This window comes from Peribacillus sp. NPDC097675 (assembly GCF_050277655.1).
Lineage (GTDB): Bacteria > Bacillota > Bacilli > Bacillales > DSM-1321 > Peribacillus.
The window spans coordinates 366,911-388,331 of sequence record NZ_JBNNSK010000001.1 but is presented as its reverse complement, the minus strand read 5'-3'; the positions used below and the strand labels follow the sequence as shown (position 1 = coordinate 388,331).

24 protein-coding genes are annotated in these 21,421 nt (G+C 39.5%); 6 read left to right on the top strand and 18 right to left on the bottom strand.

Translation table 11 applies throughout. The features are described 5' to 3' along the window. Nucleotides 1-31 precede the first annotated feature (31 nt). Both ACQKL5_RS01910 and ACQKL5_RS01905 read left to right on the top strand, forming a co-directional pair. A complete protein-coding gene (locus ACQKL5_RS01910; protein ID WP_427606329.1) occupies nt 32-733 on the top strand; it encodes a helix-turn-helix transcriptional regulator in 702 nt (233 codons plus the stop codon). A gap of 85 nt (nt 734-818) precedes the next feature. Further along, nucleotides 819-1,061: a DUF2626 domain-containing protein gene (locus ACQKL5_RS01905; protein WP_427606328.1), complete on the top strand. Its 243-nt coding sequence runs from the start codon at nt 819-821 to the stop codon at nt 1,059-1,061. Nucleotides 1,062-1,111: 50 nt separating this feature from the next. Here ACQKL5_RS01905 and ACQKL5_RS01900 read toward each other — a convergent pair whose 3' ends face one another. Together ACQKL5_RS01900 and ACQKL5_RS01895 are read right to left on the bottom strand one after the other, a co-directional pair. Beyond that, nucleotides 1,112-2,209, bottom strand: a complete 1,098-nt coding sequence (locus ACQKL5_RS01900) for a class I SAM-dependent methyltransferase (protein WP_427606327.1) — start codon at nt 2,207-2,209, stop codon at nt 1,112-1,114. Between the two features lie 114 nt (nt 2,210-2,323). Then, nucleotides 2,324-2,950, bottom strand: a complete 627-nt coding sequence (locus ACQKL5_RS01895) for an MBL fold metallo-hydrolase (RefSeq protein WP_427606326.1) — start codon at nt 2,948-2,950, stop codon at nt 2,324-2,326. 235 nt (nt 2,951-3,185) lie between these two features. Between ACQKL5_RS01895 and ACQKL5_RS01890 the strand changes: the two genes are divergently transcribed. Next, nucleotides 3,186-3,359, top strand: a complete 174-nt coding sequence (locus ACQKL5_RS01890; protein ID WP_427606325.1) for a DUF2759 domain-containing protein — start codon at nt 3,186-3,188, stop codon at nt 3,357-3,359. Nucleotides 3,360-3,410: 51 nt separating this feature from the next. Here the strand turns inward: ACQKL5_RS01890 and ACQKL5_RS01885 are convergent, their stop codons facing one another. From ACQKL5_RS01885 to ACQKL5_RS01870, 4 genes are all read right to left on the bottom strand, one after another. Then, complete coding sequence (locus ACQKL5_RS01885; protein WP_427606324.1) at nt 3,411-4,574, bottom strand: hypothetical protein; 1,164 nt, start codon at nt 4,572-4,574, stop codon at nt 3,411-3,413. A gap of 172 nt (nt 4,575-4,746) precedes the next feature. Next, entirely contained in the window at nt 4,747-5,910 is a 1,164-nt protein-coding gene (locus ACQKL5_RS01880; protein WP_427606323.1) for a M14 family metallopeptidase, read from the bottom strand. A gap of 187 nt (nt 5,911-6,097) precedes the next feature. Next, nucleotides 6,098-7,066: an ROK family glucokinase gene (locus ACQKL5_RS01875; RefSeq protein ID WP_427606322.1), complete on the bottom strand. Its 969-nt coding sequence runs from the start codon at nt 7,064-7,066 to the stop codon at nt 6,098-6,100. A 4-nt stretch (nt 7,067-7,070) separates the two neighbouring features. Further along, nucleotides 7,071-7,283 (bottom strand): YqgQ family protein, encoded by a 213-nt coding sequence (locus ACQKL5_RS01870; protein WP_427606321.1) that lies wholly within the window; start codon nt 7,281-7,283, stop codon nt 7,071-7,073. Nucleotides 7,284-7,490: 207 nt separating this feature from the next. Between ACQKL5_RS01870 and ACQKL5_RS01865 the strand changes: the two genes are divergently transcribed. Continuing rightward, complete coding sequence (locus tag ACQKL5_RS01865; protein ID WP_427606320.1) at nt 7,491-8,348, top strand: hypothetical protein; 858 nt, start codon at nt 7,491-7,493, stop codon at nt 8,346-8,348. Nucleotides 8,349-8,356: 8 nt separating this feature from the next. Here the strand turns inward: ACQKL5_RS01865 and ACQKL5_RS01860 are convergent, their stop codons facing one another. The 5 genes from ACQKL5_RS01860 to ACQKL5_RS01840 all read right to left on the bottom strand — a co-directional run bounded on the left by ACQKL5_RS01860 (nt 8,357) and on the right by ACQKL5_RS01840 (nt 11,900). Next, nucleotides 8,357-9,874, bottom strand: a complete 1,518-nt coding sequence (locus ACQKL5_RS01860) for a rhomboid family intramembrane serine protease (protein ID WP_427606319.1) — start codon at nt 9,872-9,874, stop codon at nt 8,357-8,359. A gap of 150 nt (nt 9,875-10,024) precedes the next feature. Continuing rightward, nucleotides 10,025-10,216, bottom strand: a complete 192-nt coding sequence (locus tag ACQKL5_RS01855) for a hypothetical protein (protein WP_427606318.1) — start codon at nt 10,214-10,216, stop codon at nt 10,025-10,027. Nucleotides 10,217-10,293: 77 nt separating this feature from the next. Continuing rightward, nucleotides 10,294-10,866 carry a 5-formyltetrahydrofolate cyclo-ligase gene (locus ACQKL5_RS01850; RefSeq protein WP_427606317.1) on the bottom strand — a complete coding sequence of 191 codons (573 nt, stop codon included), beginning with the start codon at nt 10,864-10,866 and terminating at the stop codon, nt 10,294-10,296. Between the two features lie 159 nt (nt 10,867-11,025). Further along, a complete protein-coding gene (gene rpmG / locus ACQKL5_RS01845; RefSeq protein WP_028391797.1) occupies nt 11,026-11,175 on the bottom strand; it encodes a 50S ribosomal protein L33 in 150 nt (49 codons plus the stop codon). A gap of 116 nt (nt 11,176-11,291) precedes the next feature. Then, nucleotides 11,292-11,900, bottom strand: a complete 609-nt coding sequence (locus ACQKL5_RS01840) for a hypothetical protein (RefSeq protein ID WP_427606316.1) — start codon at nt 11,898-11,900, stop codon at nt 11,292-11,294. A gap of 431 nt (nt 11,901-12,331) precedes the next feature. Here ACQKL5_RS01840 and ACQKL5_RS01835 point away from each other — a divergent pair, with 431 nt between their 5' ends. Continuing rightward, nucleotides 12,332-12,727, top strand: a complete 396-nt coding sequence (locus ACQKL5_RS01835; protein WP_427606315.1) for a hypothetical protein — start codon at nt 12,332-12,334, stop codon at nt 12,725-12,727. Next, the gene (locus tag ACQKL5_RS01830) at nt 12,720-13,178 is read left to right on the top strand and encodes a hypothetical protein (protein ID WP_427606314.1); all 459 of its coding nucleotides are present in this window, start codon (nt 12,720-12,722) and stop codon (nt 13,176-13,178) included. The genes ACQKL5_RS01835 and ACQKL5_RS01830 overlap by 8 nt, the downstream gene beginning before the upstream one ends. A gap of 60 nt (nt 13,179-13,238) precedes the next feature. Here ACQKL5_RS01830 and phoU read toward each other — a convergent pair whose 3' ends face one another. The 7 genes from phoU to ACQKL5_RS01795 form a co-directional block, all read right to left on the bottom strand. Next, nucleotides 13,239-13,892 carry a phosphate signaling complex protein PhoU gene (gene phoU / locus ACQKL5_RS01825; RefSeq protein ID WP_427606313.1) on the bottom strand — a complete coding sequence of 218 codons (654 nt, stop codon included), beginning with the start codon at nt 13,890-13,892 and terminating at the stop codon, nt 13,239-13,241. 19 nt (nt 13,893-13,911) lie between these two features. Continuing rightward, the gene (pstB, locus tag ACQKL5_RS01820; protein ID WP_427606599.1) at nt 13,912-14,694 is read right to left on the bottom strand and encodes a phosphate ABC transporter ATP-binding protein PstB; all 783 of its coding nucleotides are present in this window, start codon (nt 14,692-14,694) and stop codon (nt 13,912-13,914) included. A gap of 57 nt (nt 14,695-14,751) precedes the next feature. Beyond that, entirely contained in the window at nt 14,752-15,630 is an 879-nt protein-coding gene (gene pstA, locus ACQKL5_RS01815; RefSeq protein WP_427606312.1) for a phosphate ABC transporter permease PstA, read from the bottom strand. 2 nt (nt 15,631-15,632) lie between these two features. Then, nucleotides 15,633-16,532, bottom strand: coding sequence for a phosphate ABC transporter permease subunit PstC (gene pstC, locus ACQKL5_RS01810; protein ID WP_427606598.1), 900 nt, complete (start codon nt 16,530-16,532; stop codon nt 15,633-15,635). 137 nt (nt 16,533-16,669) lie between these two features. Continuing rightward, entirely contained in the window at nt 16,670-17,641 is a 972-nt protein-coding gene (locus tag ACQKL5_RS01805; RefSeq protein ID WP_427606311.1) for a PstS family phosphate ABC transporter substrate-binding protein, read from the bottom strand. Nucleotides 17,642-17,848: 207 nt separating this feature from the next. Continuing rightward, nucleotides 17,849-20,017 (bottom strand): peptidoglycan D,D-transpeptidase FtsI family protein, encoded by a 2,169-nt coding sequence (locus ACQKL5_RS01800; RefSeq protein WP_427606310.1) that lies wholly within the window; start codon nt 20,015-20,017, stop codon nt 17,849-17,851. 180 nt (nt 20,018-20,197) lie between these two features. After that, nucleotides 20,198-21,418 (bottom strand): MFS transporter, encoded by a 1,221-nt coding sequence (locus ACQKL5_RS01795; protein ID WP_427606309.1) that lies wholly within the window; start codon nt 21,416-21,418, stop codon nt 20,198-20,200. Nucleotides 21,419-21,421 lie beyond the last annotated feature (3 nt).

Here is a 21,421-nt window from a genome sequence, read left to right as displayed (position 1 = left end):
AATTAGTTAAACTTGGAATTAGGAGGACACAATGGAACAAACGTTAAGAATCACCAACGTACTAGCAGATCCAACACGATATTATATCTATCAATATATCGTGAATAATCATCATGGGGTCTCTGTCCAGCAAATCGCTGACTCCTTTGAAATTCATCCCAATGTGGCCCGCCTCCATCTATCTAAACTTGAAGATGTAGATATGCTGACATCAGAGGCACGAAAAACGGGAAAAGGCGGACGTCCTAGCAGGATCTACCGCTTATCAGATAAAGTTATTCAACTTCATTTTCCTTTCAGGGACTATCAGCTCCTTTCAAAGATTGCCATTCAGACAATGATGACACTGGGCGATGCAGGAAAAAAGGCGCTTTATGAGACTGGTAAATCGTTCGGAGAAGAGTTGATAAATCAACAATTGAGAATCAAATCTACCTCCATTGACAACCTGAGCTTCGATGAAAAAGTCAGCATGCTTAAAAATGCTGCAACGATTGCAGGGTTCTCTCCCGAAATAATGGTAGATGAGGATCATAATAAAATATTCTTTCGAATTTATAACTGCCCCTTTAAAGAAGTTACCTCAGCAGATCCCAATACAATCTGTACGATGCACAATTTCTTCTTAAAAGGTATGTTTGAATCATTATTTGAAAATGTCGAACTTGTGGAAATGGATAATATGATGGCTAACTGCGTAACATGTTCTTATAATGCCTCTATCCTCGCCTAGAAACAAAAGGCATCCTTTACATTACCTTACAATTTCATTTATAATTATTTAGAATGAACACGACTAGACATAGGGAGGTATTCAGATGGAACGCATGTTTAGAGTTTGTGGCTTTTGGACAGGGATTATGGCAATTTTCTTTTATCTTGGACATATGCACCAAACGTCTTTACTATTCTTCGCACAAACCGGATTTTTTGTACTATTGAGTTACCTGAAGTTGTCTGAACGCATGTATATTTATGTTTTTGGTGCCTATCTTACCGTTTTCTTTGCAGGATTTTCCTACTGGAGCGTATTTATGATGACCCCAGGTGCTGCACATTAAGAGCAAAATACATAAACCCATGGACGATCAGTCCATGGGTTTTAATAATCTTATTTACGAAATAGGGTCACTTTTTCGTCTAAGTTTTTTGTTTGCAGCAAGACTCTGAAATATTGGCTATGTCCCCCTGGCATGATTAAGCTTCGAATCGCACGGTTATGCTTTGCAGGTTCAGAGAACGGGTCAGTCTCTTCATGATTCTTCAGTTCTTCTAAAATTCCCCCTTTCAGCAAAAAGTCATTCTGTCCTAATAACCCCTTCAATGTTAGATTATTATTATTTCCAAGTTTAATAAGGGTGTCGAAATGTATATGTGTAGTCAAGTCCATTTCACCGGGACGTTCAAGTACTTCATTTACCAATGTATGTTGAGAGAAAGCTCTTAAGCTACCAAGGCGATGAGCGGGCTCTTTCCATTCAGCTTCCGTATATCCATAATCAATTGTAAGAAGAAGTCCGGACTGGAGATGGTGAGTCATTCTCTCATATTCTTTAATCATCTTAAGCGGTATTTCGTAACGTTGATGTTCATTCAATATAATATTATGTTCTTCCAGATAGGAAAGGATATGAGGATTTTCAAGAGGTTCCTTTATTTCCGTTAATTTATCTTCTTTTATCGTGATAAATATTTCTAAAAGTTCACCCTTTTCCTTTTCGATGATATGCACGGGCAATGCATCGAAAAGTTCATTGGAAAATAAGATTCCATTTATCAAGGGACACTCTTCAAGATCAGCGGCTAATACGACTTGTTTACATGGACTCAGCCTCTTTTGCTGTAGCTTATTATGATAAGGACTGCTTTCCACAAGGATATAAGTGAACTCCTCCCATAACAGGGGTTCTTCTTCTTTTATGTAACCAATAATGTCATAGGCAAGCTTTCCAGTTCCAGCGCCCATTTCAACAACATTAGGAGGAAGCCCTCTTTCCTTAATTAAGAAAACAAACCACCTGGCCAGTGTCCTCCCAAATGAATCCCCAATATTACCTGAAGTATAGAAATCTCCGTTCTTACCGATTTTCTCTTTTTCGCGCATATAATAGCCTAAAGTGGGTGAGTAGAGAACAGATTCCATATAATCATGATAGGAAATTCTTTTCTGCAGACTATTATTAATCATTCCATGCAAGGCCTTCTCCATATTCCCACCTCCAGTTCCCTAATACATTCAGTATAGATTCTTATATTTGAATATTCAAACAATTAAATTCATGCCAAATAAAACAGGTGCCCGAATCAGCACCTGCAACATTATTTATTTTAAAAAGGGATTCGTATCCTTTTCATCTAAAATTGTCGTAATGGGGCCATGCCCTGGGAAGACAATCGTATCATCAGAGAGCGGCAACAATTTCGTATCAATACTTTTTAAAAGCACCGATTCACTACCCCCTATTAAATCGGTTCTGCCAACGCTTCCCTGGAATAAAACATCTCCCGAAAAGAGAAGCCGTTCTTCCTTTGCATAATAGGAAATGCTACCTGGCGAGTGTCCCGGTGTTTCCAGTACCTCAAAAGTGAAATCGCCAATAGTAAGTTCCTGTTCACTTGCAAGGATATGATCAGCCGGCTTCATCCGCATGGGATTTTCGGGAAACCAGTTCTGTGAACCATTTAAGGCAGGATCAAGCAGCCACTTGGCTTCCCTTTCATGAATGTACGCAGGAATCTCATAATGCTCGCGGATGGCATCCAATGCTCCGATATGGTCAAAATGAGCATGCGTCAATAATATGGCTAGTGGTTTGAATTTTTTCGTCTGTATGTACTGAATGATTTTTTGTGGCTCCTCGCCCGGGTCAATAATCAAGCACTTCTCCCCTTTGGAAACGATATAACAATTTGTTTGCAAAGGCCCTAGAGGTATTTGAGTCCATTTCATCATCAACAACTCCAATGTATTTTTGTTACCCTTATCTTACACCAACTTGGCCCTTAAGGTTAAATCAATTTACCCACGACATAGAAGTGTCACCTTTTAACCCTCGACAAACAATTGAAAAAATATTAAAATATTAACAAATGCAATCTTTTCTACATATTTTTGGTAGTTGCTTTAATCTCTGGGTATATTATTAGGGATTGGGTTTTTGAATTAGGGAAAAGGGGGTTTTGATATGGTATTAATGGTCATTTTCGGACTTGTGGCAATATTGGGTGTAGCAGCTGTCGTTACCACAATTAAAAAAAGAAACTTCTTAGGCTTCATATTCGCAGCAGGCAGTGCAGCCGTATTTGGCTGGTTCACTGTTATGACTATCATCAACAGCGGTTTTCCAGTTGCCCATTAAAAGAAAAAGCTCGCCCAAGCGGCGAGCTTTTGATTTAGTTCATTCAATTACTTAGAATAAGTTTTTTATTTGATGGGTTTTCATATCAATTATTTTTTCGAATTGATTCCCATATAAGCATAGATTGCCATCAAGCGAACAGCTCAATGGTTCATTTTCCATGTCCTTCATCAATTCTTCTTGTGCACCTGTTTCCCAATTCATTTTAGTTAAAGTAAACTTACTTTCATATTGGTCAGCATCTTTTGATTCTATAGGAACGAACGTTACTAGTTCCTTATCTTTTTCAATGATATCATAGGCTGGTATCACCCAATCTGAAAAGCTTTTTAATAGTGGTACGGAAAAAGAATGGATCGGTTTATTTGTATCATCATAAAATGCGTATGTACCTCGATCTTGTTTTTCTGTCTCCACTTGAATAGTCATAAGCGCAGTTTTCACTTTTTTGAAATGAATGACGTCCAACATTAAATTTTCCTCTGCCACATCATTCAACGCTTTTCTTTCTAAAGGAGCCGTCAAAGCAGGTTCATTCCTATTCCAATCAAGAAACATCAGTCCGTTCTCACTATCCCATTGAGCAAAAGGCTGTGGAAAATCAAGTGATCGAACCGTTTGCTCTTCTGCATTTATCACATAACTGCTGTATGTCCAATCTTCATAAAAACTGGTAACAAACAACATACCCTCTTGGTATGCATTCCAATCAAAGGCCAATTCATAGGCAGGTATCACTAGTGAATATTGCGGATTACCTGTTCGATCCAAGATAGTGATGGAAGCCTTACCTGATGATGTGAAGGAAGAAATCATCACATGCATACCAGATGGACTGATTGATACTTCGGTAAAATCGGAAGCAGGCTGATAATAAATGGTCGAAGCATTTGTTTCTACATTCCATTCCATTAATTGTGGGAAATCGGTACCATCTTTCTTTTCAGCATATAAGATGGTGTTGGAATCCAGCCAACCATAAATAGCTTCAATCTTATCCTTTTCTGAAACAGGAATTTCGAATGTACTTATTGAGGTTTTCTGGTTGGATTGGGAATGTTCTTTTTCCGTATCAGCCATGGGTTTACTAAGGTCATTGGAAGGCTCACAAGCCGAGATCAGAAGGGTAGTGGAGATACACAATAAAACGATGCTTACTATCTTACAGATAGGCAGCAATTGAGTGAGGGCTACATTAAACACTTTAATCTCCACACACCTCCCTTTAAAACTAAACGCCTGGCATATGTGTGAGCAAGACATTAGAAAAGAGTAAGAGATTTACAGAATGAACCTCTTATGTCTTTCATTATAAAGGAAAAAAGTGAAAATGTGGCGATTAATCATCTTATATTTCTTTGGAAGTATATTCCGAAAATAATCACCTTCACATATATAAGGCTGCCATTAAAATATGCACGGATTCTCTGTATATTGAAGGAAATTGTGATAAGGGTAGTGGATTGATTCCTTTGCCTAATTCTATCGTATAACCCTCTTTCTTGAATTCCTGAATGAACCAATCTTTATATCCTGCATGGCTGTCGACATATTGGACTGCACGGTATCCGCTTCTCTCTTCAAACTCTTTTGCGGTTTCAGCACTTTGCTGCGGTTCTAAGCCTTCATACCCCCAATAAAACTCTTTACCCTGGGTATGGAGAGCCAGGACTCTAGTAAAGTTCCGCCTTTCTGCCAATTCTTTCATGGCAATCGCTTCTGGTTCCGACAAACAGGATTCGCCTGGAAAATCCCTTGGTGCCGGTGACTGTGGCACTTTTCTCTGTTTTTCAATTTCCCATTTGGCTGGATATTGATTGTTTAAATCCACTCCGCGTATATTGGCCTTCCACGCATAGAAAGCAGGGTTCCCATTATTCATCTCCAGCACATCTGAGTACCCTTCGGCCGCTGTCTCTCCCTTAAGGACAAGATCAACACCGTCAGGATTGACCATGGGAACCATCGAAATGGTCACTTCCTGGAAAAAAGGCAGGCAAGCCTTCCCACATATGCAATCATCATTTGTTAAAGCAAGAAGCAACTCATTCAACCATTTCATCAAGATGGCCGAGGTGATCCATTCATTAGCATGAAAAGAACCGTTATAATGAATGACCTTTTCCCCCTGACCGAAACTAACTTCTAGCAACTCTTTACCTAACACACTCTTACCAATCGATTCAACCTGTATAAATGGGTAATGCACTGATAAAGTCTCCAAATCATCTAGAAGCGACTGATAATCATAGAATTTCTCCGGATTAAGAAGGGGATCCGTGATTCGAACTGGTACCGAAAAAGGTACTTGCTCCGATTGATTAACCAGTAACAATGCATCCATGGGCAGTTGATAATGAATGGATATCGCCACCAGATCAAGATCGTCTCTCAGTTCCTTCTGAAGGATGAAACCAGGAATATTCACATAGATCCCCTTTTGCAGAATGCCTTGAAGGTTTCCGTTAGCCTCCTCGACCAACTCAATCGGGATTCGAAACAGACTACTGTAATAGTCCAAACTATCGCCATATCTGCTAATGATAATCATTCATTACCGTCCCCTTCCATTCCTTAATAGTTATGAAATGAAGAACGGAAAAATGTGAGAACCTTTCTTCTTTAGGGAGTTTTTCTTCACTTAGAGCCATCGTTTAAGAGCCACTTTTTATCTTCATCTCCACCACAAGCTTTTTATCCAAAATTCATCCTAGCACACCGTTAAATCAAAAAGGTATTCATGGATTCAACCGATTCTTAATAAGCCAGGCAGCCCCGATGACCCCCGCATCATTTCCAAGGGTTGCGAGATGGATTTTTGTCGACTCACGGACTCGATTAAAAGCATACTTTTCAAACGCTTGACGGACAGGTTCAAGTAGTATATCTCCTGCATGAGAAACACCACCGCCAATCACGATTTTTTCAGGATTCATGATATTGCCAATATGTGATAATGCCAAGCCTAAATAATTGCCCACTCGATTCACCACAGTTTTTGACAAAGGGTCGCCCTCCCCTGCACATTGAAAAATCAATTTAGAAGATAATGGATTCCCCTCATCTATTCTTTGTTGCAGAAGGCTCAAATTGTCGTCCGTAGCCAAAGCTTCAGATGCAAGGCGTACGATGCCGGTTGCTGAAGCGACCGTTTCCAAACATCCAACCTTCCCACAGTTGCAGGGAACCCCTCCGTCTGTTACAACGGTCATATGACCAATTTCCCCGGCAGCTCCACTTGCTCCATGGACAATATGGCCATTATGAATGATCCCTCCGCCTACACCTGTTCCAAGCGTTACACATACAAGATCTTTAGCTCCTTCACCCGCGCCTTTCCACATCTCACCCAATGCTGCCATGTTGGCATCGTTCTCGATCACGGCCGGAAGGGATATCTCGACTTCCAATAGATCCTTTAAAGGGTAGTCCTTCCATCCAAGATTAACAGCTTCATAGATGGAACCATTCGAGAAATTGACAGGTCCTGGAGCACCCATACCTATCCCTAACACTTTACTTTTTGGCTCATTAAGTTCCGCCAACTTGGCGTCGATCGCCTTGGCGATATTCATGGTTATAAACTTTCCATTTTCGGATTTGTCGGTCGCAATTTCCCACTTACTGATCATCTCTCCATAAGTGGTGATTAGAGCAAGCTTGGTAGTGGTTCCACCCAAGTCTACCCCTAACAGCATCTTTTCCATACAATCACCTTTTTTTCTCTTTTTTTTCTCTTTCCAGAGTCAGTTGCTGCCTAATTAAAAGAATCGCCATCTGATAGTCCTTCGTGTCCATCATTCCCATCTGGTGAATTTCTCTAATTTCAGCTTGCATCATTTCCAATTCGGCCACACGATCACCGAAATAGATAAATGTCCCAAATTTTTTCAGGTATTGTTGTAAATCATAATATGTTTTCATACTAAACCTCTTTACTATTTTCTATAAAAGTATAGCCTATCCCTTTTCCATGTGAAAATCTTCCATGTTTTTTTAGTACTTCTCATACATGTCCATCCCTATTCATATGATGTACATAAGGAAAAGACATCCCGATATTCGAATTTATCCAGTATTCCATGAATACCTCACCTTATAGCCATTCATCCTACAAAACGGAGGAGACAAATGAAACTACAAATGAAGTATACCGTTTTTTTAGTACTGGCTACTATTTTTATTATCTTATATTTTTCAGACACACCTCAGGTAGAAGAAACGATAAATTTCTTTCCAATTGACTCTTCCCTCCAATTTGAACAGGCCTCTACTCATTTGGTGGTGAAAGAAACTGGAAAAGAAACCTATTCCCTTAACTGGGATGTTCGTTCCTCATTGGATCGGTCCGCCTATTTACGTCAGGATGTATCCCTCCTTTTTAAGAATGGGAAATTAGAAGGTACTTTAAGGAAATGGAAACAAAACAGAAAAGATCTTTCCCAAACTGCCAAGACCAAGGAAAGTGAGAGTGGCCTTTACGATGCAATTACCTTCCATTATGCCGAATTGCATCCTTCTGATACCATCTTCACTAGCGCACAGCAAATGAGTAAAGATAAACTTTATGCTGTGTCCACGCCCAATCTCCAATCCTTTCATAATCCACTTTCCGAGGAGCAGAAAGAGTGGAAAAATGTGCTGGACAGCGTGACGAAGGAAATCACTCAACACAGTTTGGATGAAGCCAAAAAGACATTTCAAGTTAATCTAAATCAATACAAAATTATTTTGTTAACTGATTTACCCGCAAAAAAAAATCAGTGGCTTTCTAGTTTCCCTTCATTTCAAAGGGAAGAGATTGTCGGTAAACTATGGGAAGGACTTTATAAAAATTATGTTTTAAGCATAAGAAAGGAGGATGGCTCCACTGTGAGTCCACAAGGTAGCACCATCCCCCAACTGCTTATAGCAAAAGATAAAAGTGAAATACTAGTCCTTTTCACCAGTAAAGATGGCACCCCAAATTTGCTGCGCCAAAAACTATAGCCTTATTATTATTCTAATTCTTCAAGCAGTTGCTTATATGATTTTTCCTTTGGAGCAAGCTCAACAGCCTTTTGGGCCTGCTCTTTCGCTTCGTCCATTAGTTCGAGCCTTGTATAAGTCAAAGCCAGATTATAATGTGCTTCATGTAATTCAGGATTTTGTTCAATCGCTTTTTCAAAGTAGTAACGGGCTTCATCAAAGTCCTCATTATCAAAGTTTAGGTTTCCTAGAATGAAGTGAGAAATCGGTGCGTCAGAATTCCCCTCCACATAGTCGGCCAGCATTTTCTCCGCTTTCCCTTCCTCACCATCCGCCATGTAATCCTGGGCCAGTATAGCCATGGTCTCATCATCCTGTTTCTGATTATTATATCCGTATTGCAGTAAAAAGTAAGTCAGCAGCACAGTCCCAATTAAAAAAGCCATCTGACGTAACAGGTTTTTCGACTTAGGTAAGTGCACCACTCCCGCGGCCAGGAAACCACCGATTAGTCCGCCTATATGCCCTGCATTATCAATGCCTGGAACGGAAAAACCATAAATCAGGTTAATGATGATCAGAACAATGACAGTTGACCCCATCGTACGCATAAATAATTTTGGGTAGACCATTCCAAAATACAAAAGTGCCCCAAAACAGCCAAAAATTGCTCCACTTGCTCCTGCTGAAAGGGTCGGGGTCATAATGAAGCTACCTAATGTTCCTGCAAATCCAGCAAATATATAGATGAGTAGAAATCTAGTGTTTCCGTATATCCGTTCCACTTCCGCCCCAATTAAATACAACGAAAATGTATTCATGAGCAAATGGATAAATCCAATATGGACAATCATGGGGGTAAAGAATCTCCACCATTCCCCTTGTAAGATATAAGGCGAATACTTAGCCCCAAACTCGATCAAAGTCTTAGTATCTGTGCTTCCCCCACTAAACTCCATCAATATGAACACTGCAACTTGGATCGCTATCAATATATAAGTGAAAAATGGTTTAGCATTTCGAAATACTTTTTGTTCCGCCTTAGCCTTTTTGACTGACGCCGAGATGGCGGTCTTCTTTAACTCTAGAACTTGACTTTCCTCCATCTCCTCTTCTTCCGGAACGGAAATCGGAAGTGGTTTTTTCAGTGTAGCTTCAAGATTTTTTATCGAAGTGGAAACAGTTTCACCTATAAAAATAAATGTATTCACTTTCGTTTTTTGAACGATTGCTGGTTGGATACTGAATTCATAATCATCAACCGGAGCAAACTTACTTACATAGACGCTTAGGATGTTGATTGGTTTTTTATATAATTTTTTCCTGATTTGCTCGCCATTCTTTAAGGTTCGGTCGATATCCCTTTTTAGCCAGTTTGCCCAATCAAGGTCATGACGTATCAGTCTGACCACTGGAAATTCCGTATTTTTTTCACTTTCAAGCCATATTTCCTCATGGTTCTCTGTTACGGTAATCATGCGGTAATCATATTGAACCGATAGCAACCTGACAATCTCCCAAAACAGATAATCCTCTTTAAATCCCACTACATTCCCCACTTTCTAATGAATCTTATCCTTAAATAATCCTTGTTATTTCTAATTAAAACTATAGACGAATATTTGGCAAAAGTAAAAAAAGAGTTGTAAAGTACCTAACAAAAAAAGGAACCCTCTCATAAGGTTCCTTCCACTCGGTCATCTTTTAGTTTGTGTAAACATGCTTTGCATCATTTTATCCCTTATTATGGGCATGTTTAAGGATTTGGTCACGAGAAATTTTCTCACCATGCTATTAGATAGGGCAACATTCACCAGTCGATAACGATTTTTAAAACCTGCGTAAACCACTAAACCAATCAAGAAGATTTGTACAATTAATCGAAGCATAACCATCCCTCCTATCCTTAGTGTGATACAGAAAGGGAATTTTATGAGCGAAAAATGATAATCAAATCTTTTCTTGCCTAATGGGCATATGTCCGTAAGATTTTCGTAGGCGTAATCAGTTTACCAACAGCGATATCATGCACCTCTATCGGCAAATCATCAATTAATTGTACATCGTATGTAAGAGCTAACGTCTTGCCTCGGTAATGAGAAAGGAAGCGATCATAATAACCTCCACCAAACCCTAGGCGGTATCCTTCTTTTGAAAAAGCCAGTCCGGGGACAACCAATAGATCCATTTCACCGAGAGACACTTTATTCGTCTCCTCTATTGGCTCAAGAAGACCATGAAAAACGGATTCTAACTGATTGAAGGAAGTGATTTTCTTAAATTCCATTGTCTTCTCTTCAGGAAAGCACTTCGGTACGGCTATTGATTTGCCTTCCCTCCACGCTTGTTCAATAATCATCACTGTTGAAATTTCTGGAGGAATAGAAATGGTGATTCCGATTGTTTTTGCCTTTTTCCACTCTTCCAGTGTAAATAAATTTTCGGCAATTTTATTCGATAGGTCCTCATGCTCTTCGTTACTCATTTCCAATAAACGAGTTCGAATGCGTTGCCGGAGTATCTTCTTATTCTCTCTCATCTTTTTCTACTCCTTTATGACTACTGATATAAGTATCTCATAAAAAGAACTCATTTACGAAAGCTGGAAGATTAAGCTGTCGAAAAATTTAATCATGTATGGTTAGGAGGGAATTAGTAAAAAGAAAGCAAAAAAAAACAACAGGAAAAATCCTGTTGCTTACTTTGTTTCGCGGTGAGTTGTGCTGCGTTTTTCTCTTGAGCAGTATTTTTTAAGCTCAAGACGGTCTGGATTGTTACGTTTATTTTTTTTAGAAATATAGTTACGGTCTCCACATTCAGTGCAAGCTAATGTAATATTTACGCGCATGTGTATTTCCCTCCAAACATATTGACTTTTTCACATAGGACTTTTCTATAATAGCATTATTCATTGTGAATTACTAGTATGTTTTTCGGGAAAAAATAATTTACCATGTTTCTTTCTTAATTCTCGACGTTTTGCATAGATAGGAGCAGTTTATTATTCAGGAATTTGGCTTCATCTTTTGTTTCGGCATGAATGGCCCAAGCCACTACTTCCACACATTCTTTCGGGAGTATTTCCGTTTCCAGGGTGAACATGCTAGTGACCTCTCCCTTAGCAAGCGGTGAGTAGGCAAGAAGCCCTTCTTTCAGCGATTTAAAGCATCCATCTTGATAAAGACTCCCTTTACCTTGAATACAGTATTGGGATATACCTTTCCCCTTCACAATCCCACCTAATAAAGCAATAGATTGAGTTGCAACATGTAAGATTGCTCGTTCACCTGGACTATAAAATGCGACAGCTTGCTTCTCGAAAGCGTTTTCATAGTGAAAGAACATTTTAGGATATTTAGGCTCAAATGATGTATTTCTTATCGTGAACTTTGAAAAAGTAATTTGCCCCTCGGTAAATGTTTGTAAAAGTGATCTTATTTCCCCTCCAGGATGACTCATCATATCCTCTTCAGGATACCAATCGAAACTCTCGTCCATCCATAGCCCCGCTTTTAACCCCTTTCGAAATGCTTCCCGGTTATCCTGTGGCATATATGCGGATAATGAACTCATAAAATCATCCCTTTCTCTTCTCTAATTTATATAAAACTTATCGATAGGCGCTGACAGCAAAACTAAATCCTTTGAGATCCTGCACACCAGTTTAAGAAAGTACATGCACTACTAAACAAATAATCTAATAATTCATTTTTTTCAGTTTATTATTACTTTTATGTTAGCATTGAATTCCCTAATGGACAATAAACACATTTTGTCGAAATATATTAACTTTTGAAAATTAAGGATTTAAAACTTAATTTAAAATCCAATTTTATTTTCATATAAGAAATCAGGTATGAATTCGACAAATCCTGAAAAAAAATACAACAGACTAACCAATGAAACGCTATCTTAAAAAGATATTAATAGGAAATTCTCCAATTTATTAATAAATATGTGTAAAATAGATGTAAATGTCGAAAATTCTCTACTGAGGTGAAAACATGGAAAGCTTAATCATTCTATTATTCTCTTTGGCGATCATCCTTCTTATTATTTCGTTTTTCAAACAAGACAAGGTTGCCAAGTTAGAAGAGGACTTAGAACAAATGACCATAACCTATATGCAGGATATCTATCAACTAAAAAAGAAAGTGAAGATACTGGAGGAGGAATTTGTTATCCAGGATGGCCCGATCCACACTGAGGGTGCAAAATACAAAGCTACTATTTCTCCTAATGAAAGGGAGCCCATTCATAAGATTTTAAAGAGCCAGGTTCTTGCTTTGTATAGCCAAGGACTTTCATTAGACCAAATCGCCAAACAATCCTCATTATCTAAGGAACAAACCCTTTCGGTGATTGAAGAACATAGAATGCGAGGAAACGAAGATGAATAAAGTGACGCTTCAGGCCTTTTCAGCCGGCATCATTTTTTCCACAGCAGTCTTCGCCGGTTACTATTATACGATAGGTCCAGCTGAAGAAACGGTACCGACCATTGATCAAGCTAAGGAAGTACTAAACAAAAAGGGATATATCACATCCTTACCGAAAGATGAAACCTTGAATTCTGGAAAAGAAGAGAAGAGAACTGACAAGAAAGAAGAAAAACAGGAGCAAATTCCTGAGAAAGAAAATTCAGTCGTCTCCTATACCATAGAGGTGAAGGCAAATATGACTACATTAGAAATATCAAAAAAACTGGAAAAAGAAAAGATTATCGATGATGCTACAGGTTTTGAGGCTTACGTCAATGAACAGGGCTTCTCCAAGAACATTCAAATTGGGAAGTTTGTCGTGACCGATAATATGTCGTACCGACAACTGGCCAAAACATTGACGCAATAATACAAAAGAGAGACATTTTGATTGGCTAACCGCCCACAGAATGTCTCTTTTTTAGCCCTTTTATTCATTACGGCTAATATATCGTCCTCTAACAAGGAAATATATATTTTCAGCAATATTCGTCGTATGGTCAGCGGTTCTTTCTAGATAACGGGCAATAAAAGAAAGCTGGGTAACCTGCTGCAGGTTCTTTTCGTCCGAAAGTCGAAGGAGACTTCGAATCATTTCTCCATAGTAGCGATCGACTTCATCGTCCATTTCAATGATTTCCCGAGAAAGCGTAACATCTTCCCTTTCAAAAGCCTTAACGGAAAGCTCCATCATCTTTAACGTGATATCATACATCTGTTTTAAATGGGTTAAAGGAAGAATGAAAGGCTGGTCGCCGATACGGATGGCCGATTTGGCAATGTTAACGCCAAAGTCTGCCATCCTCTCAATATCAGAAGCGATTTTGATGGCAGCAATGATCCTCCGCAGATCAATGGCGACCGGTTGTTGCTTAGCAATTAGCAGAATGGCAAAGTCATTGATTTCCTCTTCCAATAAATCCGCTTTCGTATCATCATCGATTACTTCAAGTGCTTCTTCAACATCCCTGTTCTCAAGCGCCATAAACGATTTAATGATGGCGTTCGAAGCCAAGTTAGATAACTCAATTACTTTTTCTTGCAATTCTTTCAACTGAAGTTCGAAATTTTCGCGTACAATCATTAAGCCAACTCCTTGTCATTCATCCAAAACGTCCAGTAATATAGTCTTCGGTTCTTTTATCCGTCGGGTTCGAAAAGATGGTGTTGGTATTGTCATACTCGATTACTTCACCATTTAGGAAGAAAGCCGTTTTATCAGAGATTCGGGCTGCTTGTTGCATATTGTGGGTAACGATTACGATACTGAAATCCTTTTTCAGTTCCTGAATCAATTCTTCTATTTTTAGAGTAGAGATAGGATCAAGAGCTGAGGTCGGTTCGTCCATCAAAATGACATCAGGTTCAATCGCTAGACAACGAGCGATACAAAGTCGCTGTTGCTGCCCTCCGGAAAGCCCATATGCATTTTCATGAAGGCGGTCTTTTACTTCACCCCAAATAGCAGCCCCTTTTAAGCTCTTTTCGACAATTTCACTCAAGATCTTTTTATTCTTGATTCCATGAAGTTTGGGTCCATATATCACATTTTCATAGATTGATTTAGGGAATGGGTTCGGTTTTTGAAAAACCATACCAACTTGTGTTCTCAAATCCTCTACTTTGTATGAATGATCCAGGATGTTACGTTTCCGGTATTTAATCTCTCCCGTTGTTCTAACGCCTGGTATAAGTTCAATCATCCGGTTCAACGTTTTGATGAAAGTGGATTTTCCACATCCTGAGGGACCGATGATTGCGGTCACTTCATTCTGATTCATATCCAGATTGATATTTTTTAACGCGTGATTTTCCCCATACCATAAATTGAGATCTGACGTTTTATATACTATGTCCCCAGAAGAAACTGGCAAAATTTCTTCCATTTCAATTGATGAATTCTCTTTTTTCGTTAACGTCATGTTCATACTATTCTCCTCCGCTCAGTATCTTTTTTGGAATTTATTTCGAATGAAAACAGCAATAGAATTCATGAAAATCAGCAGAATAAGCAACACTATGATTCCTGCAGCAGCCACCTGCTGGAATTCTTCTTGTGGTCGTGATGTCCAGTTATAGATTTGCATAGGAAGCACCGTAAAAGTATCCATGAGTGATCTTGGTAAAAAGGCAATGAATAGTGGAATGCCCACCACAACTAATGGTGCTGTTTCTCCAATCGCTCGAGATAAAGCGAGTATTCCACCTGTTAGTATCCCTGGTATGGCAGCTGGAAGTACCACTTTCAAGACGGTCTGCCATTTGGTTGCCCCCATTCCATAAGATGCATCTCTTAATTCACGTGGTACCGCTCGAATAGCTTCCTGTGCCGCTACGATGATGACTGGCAAGACTAGTAGACTCATCGTTAGACCAGCTGCCAAGATGGAGCGATCTAAGGCTAGTGCCCTGACGAAGACCGTCAAACCAAGCAATCCGAATACAATGGAGGGAACTCCTGCCAAGTTAGATATATTAGTCTTTATAAATGTGGTGATCCAATTCCTTTTCGCATATTCCTCCAAGTAAATGGCCGTTCCAACGCCCAAGAAAAGAGCAACCGGGGCTACGACAATCATCAACCATAACGAACCGATTAAGGCTCCCTTTATCCCAGCATCTTCGGGTTTTCGGGATGCAAAGTTTTGGAGGAAATCACCATCCAGATAACCAATCCCTTGAGTCACTATCCGATAAAATAAGATGGCCAATACAAGGAGCCCAAATAAGGTTGCCAAGAAGAATAACCCTTTATATATCGAATTAATCGCCAGCCTAATGGGCATTTTTTTTGCCACAAGATCTTTATTTATCAGTTTCATGTTCAGTATTCCTCCCTGTACCTGCGGGAGATGAACTGTGCCAATAGATTCATGATCAGCGTAAAGGCGAACAGCGTCATTCCGACCGCATATATGCTGTAGTAAATCGTAGTACCGTACCCTGCATCACCACTACTTACCTGTACGATATAGGCTGTCATTGTTTGTATCGATGAGGTGACGTCCATGTTCACATTAGGAGTTGAACCACCTGCTACACTTACGATCATCGTTTCACCAATTGCTCTGGACAAAGCAAGGACGATGGACGAAACAATTCCGGATACAGCAGCTGGAAGTACCACTTTCACTGTTGTTTCAAGCTTTGTGGCACCTAAAGCATATGCCCCTTCGCGAATCGACATAGGTACTGAGACGAGTGCATCCTCCGACAAAGAAGCTATCATCGGCATGATCATGATTCCTACAACGATTCCGGGACTAAGCGCATTGAACATTTCCAGGAAAGGGAAAAGATCACGTAAAACCGGTGTAACAAAGGTTAAGGCAAAGAATCCGTAAACAATCGTCGGGATTCCGGCTAATACTTCTAGAATTGGCTTAATAATTCTCCGTGTTTTCTCTGATGCATATTCACTCAAGAAAATGGCAGTCGCAAGTCCTATTGGAACAGCAACGATGGACGCGATTACGGCTATCTTCAATGTGCCTACAACAAGGGGCATAATTCCATAAGAAGGTGTAGCTGCGAACGGCAACCATTTAGCACTTGTAAAGAATTCAACTATGGACACCTTCTCAAAAAATATAAACGTTTCAAAAATTAGAGTGAAAATGATTCCGATGGTCGTTAAAACTGATAGTGCTGCGGTCAGGAACAACAGAACAGGAATCATTTTCTCTAGATTCCATCTTTGTTTTCTTTTCTTTTCCAGAATCATTTGCTGTACAGAATAGGTTTCTGCTTGTTTCAGTTCCAACATGTCTCCCCCATTTCATACACGCAATATTTGGGTTCCAAGCTTTCCCCACCCCGCTTCCATAGGAAGAAGCGGAAGTGAATAGCCTGTTAAGCTTTCTATTTTTTTATTTCTTTCAACTTATCAAGATCCTTCTGATATTCCTCTTCCGGTAGGCTGATATAACCTACTTCTTCTGAAAGTTCTCCCGCATTTTCAATCATGAATTTTGTATAGTCCGCTACTTGTTCTTTCTCTGTAATCGCTTTGTTTGCTACATAAGTGAATAAAGGACGGGACAACGGAGCATAATCCCCGCTTTTAATCGTTTCATGAGTTGGCTCTATGGGCCCATTGCCATTATCGATGGAAACGACCTTTAATTTATCTTTATTTTCTGCATAGTACGCGAATCCGAAGAAGCCAATGGCATTCTTGTCCCCTTCCACTCCTTGTACTAGCACATTATCATCTTCTGAAAGTGTCGCATTTTCCACCATCGGCTGTTCTTCCAGTATAACTTCATTGAAATAATCGTATGTGCCCGAGTCTGTCCCTGGTGAGTAAAATTTGATCTCTTCTTTTGGCCATTCCGGACGTATATCAGACCATTTCTTCACAGTCCCATTGTCGGTCCATATTTCTTTTAGTTCGTCGATTGTCAGGTGTTCGATGAAATCATTATCTTTATTGACTATTATTGAAATGCCGTCAAACGCTAGTTTCAGTTCTGTATATTCGATTCCTTTTTCATCAATTAATGTGCTTTCTTCTTCTTTGACTGGACGGGACGCATTCGTTAAATCAGTTTCACCAGCGATGAATTTTTTAAATCCACCACCCGTTCCTGAAGACCCTACAGAAACTTTCACTTTTGGTTGTTTAGCCATATATTCTTCAGCGACTGCCTCCGCGATCGGGAATACCGTTGAAGAACCATCCATGATCACGTCTCCTGCCAATTGAGATGAACTAGAGCCTTCTCCTTTTGCATTGCCTGCTTTAGTCGAATCATCCGAACCGCAACCTGCAGCAACTGCAATGACTCCACTCATCATTACTGTCATGGCCATCCCTTTGAAATATCTCATGCGTAAATCCCCCTAATATTTTTATGATTAATTTGTCCTACATACAAATCATACGATTAAACTGTAAACCTCGTTTAAAGGAATTGTAAATATTCAGTAAATGAATGTTCACCTATTGTAAAGTTACAGGAAAATCCCTCTCCTCCCTCATTTGAACATAAAAAAACACGTTTTTGGATGATCCAAAAACGTGTCACTTTTCATTTATTATTCATTTTCCTGACTATCTCTTATCTCAGCTTGCTCTTTTTGGATTTCTTTGCCGTTTTCAACTTTCAAATCGGTCGTTGCATCCGCGTCCTTTTTCTCAGACCGTTCCTTTTTAAGATTGAAATAAGCATCCATGATTTCTGCACCTATTTCTTTACTCATTGAATGACCTGAATGTCCTTGGTAAGCCCAGGGAACGACAACAGCAAATGCGACTTCCGGATTTTCAGCTGGAGCATATCCCACGAGTGTGATGTTCATTGTGGCTTGTGGCTCACTATAATCCGTTCTACTCGGTCCATCATAAAATGCTTCAGCCGTACCAGTTTTGGCCGCTACGGTATAGGGCTTATTTCCAAAATAAGAATAAGCTGTTCCGCCTACTTCCATCGACACCTTTTCAAAGCCATCTTGGACACGATTGATCCATTCGTCCTTCATATCCAGACGGTTCAAGACACTTGGTGATATTTCTTCTGATATGGGACCCAGCTCGTCATTATCGTCAACCGGATCACGTATTTCCTTAACTAGGTGCGGTTCCATACGATTCCCACCATTAGCAATCGTGGACACATATTGTGCAAGTTGCATAGGGGTGTATGTATCATACTGTCCGATAGCAAAGTCAAGTAACTTACCCGGGGTTGTTTCCGAACCTCTAAAACCATTCATTTCCATCGGGAGGTCGATTCCCGTACGAACTCCTAAACCAAACTGGGCAAATGAATTACGCATCGTTGAAAATGCACTGGATTTAATGTTCAAGGGCTCATTCGGTACATAATGTGCACCTGCAATATTAATCGCCGTTCTGAACATGTAAACGTTAGAAGAAACTTTTAAAGCTGTTAAATCGTTTATGTTCCCAAAATTACTATAAGAACCTTTTTCCTTTGTACCTTTGATTTTTAGCTTTGTATCATAAAAGAATGTACCGGGCTGAATGGCCCCTTGTTGATAACCGGTCAAAACAGTGGCGCCTTTCACAGCAGATCCCATCGTATAAGAAGTCGTGATGTTTCCTAATGCGAAGTCATTAATAGTTCTTTTCCCCGTTTTTTCATCCTTGTCATATTTTTTTCCGGCCATCGTTAAAACTTCTCCTGTTTTTGGGTCCATCATCACGACAAACGCTCTATCCAAGAATTTGGTGTTCCCCAATTTCTTCTTGCTAATGAGATGTTTTTCAATGATTGCCTCCGTGGCAAGCTGTAGATCTATATCTACCGTCAACACCAGGTCTTTCCCCCGTTGTCCTTCCTTAATGACTTCAGAATCTATAACATTTCCTGATTTATCGGTAACATTCTTGACCTTTGCCTTCTGTCCTTGAAGTACATCTTCATATTGCAATTCGATATAACTTTTACCGACACGGTCATTTCGACTGTAATCACGTGCTAAATAATAGCCCAGGCTTTCGCTAGGCAATCCCTCTTCAGATGAAGAGACCTTTCCTAGCACAGACTTAAGCGTTTTATTATAGGAATAAAAGCGATCCCAATCCGTCGATATATCCACGCCTGGAAGGGAATCAAGATTTTCACTGACCCTTGCAAACTCTTCTTTCGTTACTTCCTTATTTTTTACGATTTGTGGAGTCAATGCATAGCCACTGGCGAATTCCCTATAAATGGCCAGGACTTCCATTTCTTTTTTAGATAGCTTTATTTCATCTTCGGTAATTCGTTCGAGTTGCAGCTTATACAAGTCAGCTTCTTTAAGCTCTCCCTCTTCTACCTTTTTTCTTTCTTTATCCGTAATCTTTTTCTCCGCAAGCTTTGGATGATTCAATATCCAGTAATCCTTTTGATCACGTTCCGTGACTTTATCCGTTTCTTTATCAATCAACTTTGCTAGCTTCTCGGCCGTTTCGACCATTTCTGTTTGTTTCGTACCTTGCTTTCTTGTATATGTAATTGCATCCAGTGGTTGATTGTCGACCATCAACTTCAAATTTCGGTCATACATTTTACCACGGGGTACCGAATTGTTCACGGTTACTTCTTCTGTTCTTTCAATCTCGCGCCGGTAATCATCGCCGTATACAATCTGTACGACCCCCAAACGCAAAATCAGTCCAGAAAACAAAACAAATACTAAAAAGAAAAGAACATTCAATCTGAAAGGTACATGCGTCTTTTTCTTTTTCTTTGTACTCACCACACCAAGCCACACTTCCTTTATCCATAATCATGATAGTCCTATACTATTCTATAGAACAATCTTGTTTTTTTCTACCTTCTTGTTCTAGAAATATTAGACACATTAAAACTTCCCTCAAATAAACAATCTACCTGCTTTTCATTTCTGTAATGAAAAAAGGCCCCATAAGGCCTTTTTTCAATTATGATCATAGATATCGATTTTCCTGATAAACCAATAAATCACCATATGTCCCGCTCCAACAATTAATAGATATATGGGCAAACTCTGTTTCAAATCAAACATCATGACCGTTAAGATGAAGCCTACTACCGATACTATCCTTCCAAAATGTACGAATAGTTCACGGACAACAACGTATTCTATTCTCATTTTTGCAGCATCCTTAGCCTTGCCTATGATGTCATAAGTTAATGATATATACGGCACAAGCAGAAGTGGGTACGCGGCAGCTACGATGCCACCATAAACTAAAAGCTTACCGAATGTGACATCAAAGGCGATGAGCAAGACTCCCATATAAAGTAAAATGCCCCCGATAAGAATCGCATTCTTTCGCATGCGTTGTTTTATGTACCGTGAAACAAAAAAGTAGGCCACAAAGGACACGGCTGAGTTCAATAGTCCATAACTTCCTAAAGCCAGCTCACTTCCCGTTTGCACAAAGATAGTGATGGAAATAATGAACATGAATGTTCCTTCCCTCAGTCCCTGAAAGAAATGGGCAAGTGTGATTAAGTTCCAGTTCTTGTTGTTTTTTCTTTCTTTCCAAACTTTTATAAAAAAGTATTTACCGTGAGCGGGTCGCCTATTTAACGAAAAACTGAGAAACACCGCGATGGTAAATAAGAGTAGCGATAAGCCAAAGACGATGGAATACCCCGTGAACTTTTCAAGCCTCGATATGATAAACCCCGAAAGAATAGGTCCAATCATTCCTCCGAATGAATGCAAAGCCCCTAAGAATCCATTGAAAAAGTCCCTTGTATCCGGTTCGGTAATTTCAAAAGTCAGTACATTATAAGCAAGCCAATAAAATCCATAGCCTATGCCTAACAATGCACCCAGCAAGAAAAGATAATCGGTGGCCCGTGTTCCAACTATAAGAACAGTCAAATAAAATAGGGCCATGAAACTGACGCCTAACCGCAAGACAATAATCCGGTCGACTTTTTTCGCTAACCTTCCAGCAAAGACAAATGTAATTGGTTGAAAAAGTACCATACTTAAATTGTACACAGCAATATCAATAATTTGACCGGATTGTTTCCACAGATACACATTAACAAATGTATTGGATAAAGCGACACTAAGGCTATACAATCCGCCAATCAGTAAGAGAAGCTGCAAATCTTTATTCGCTCTCGCCTCTCCCTTCCATTTCACTAAAATACCCATTGT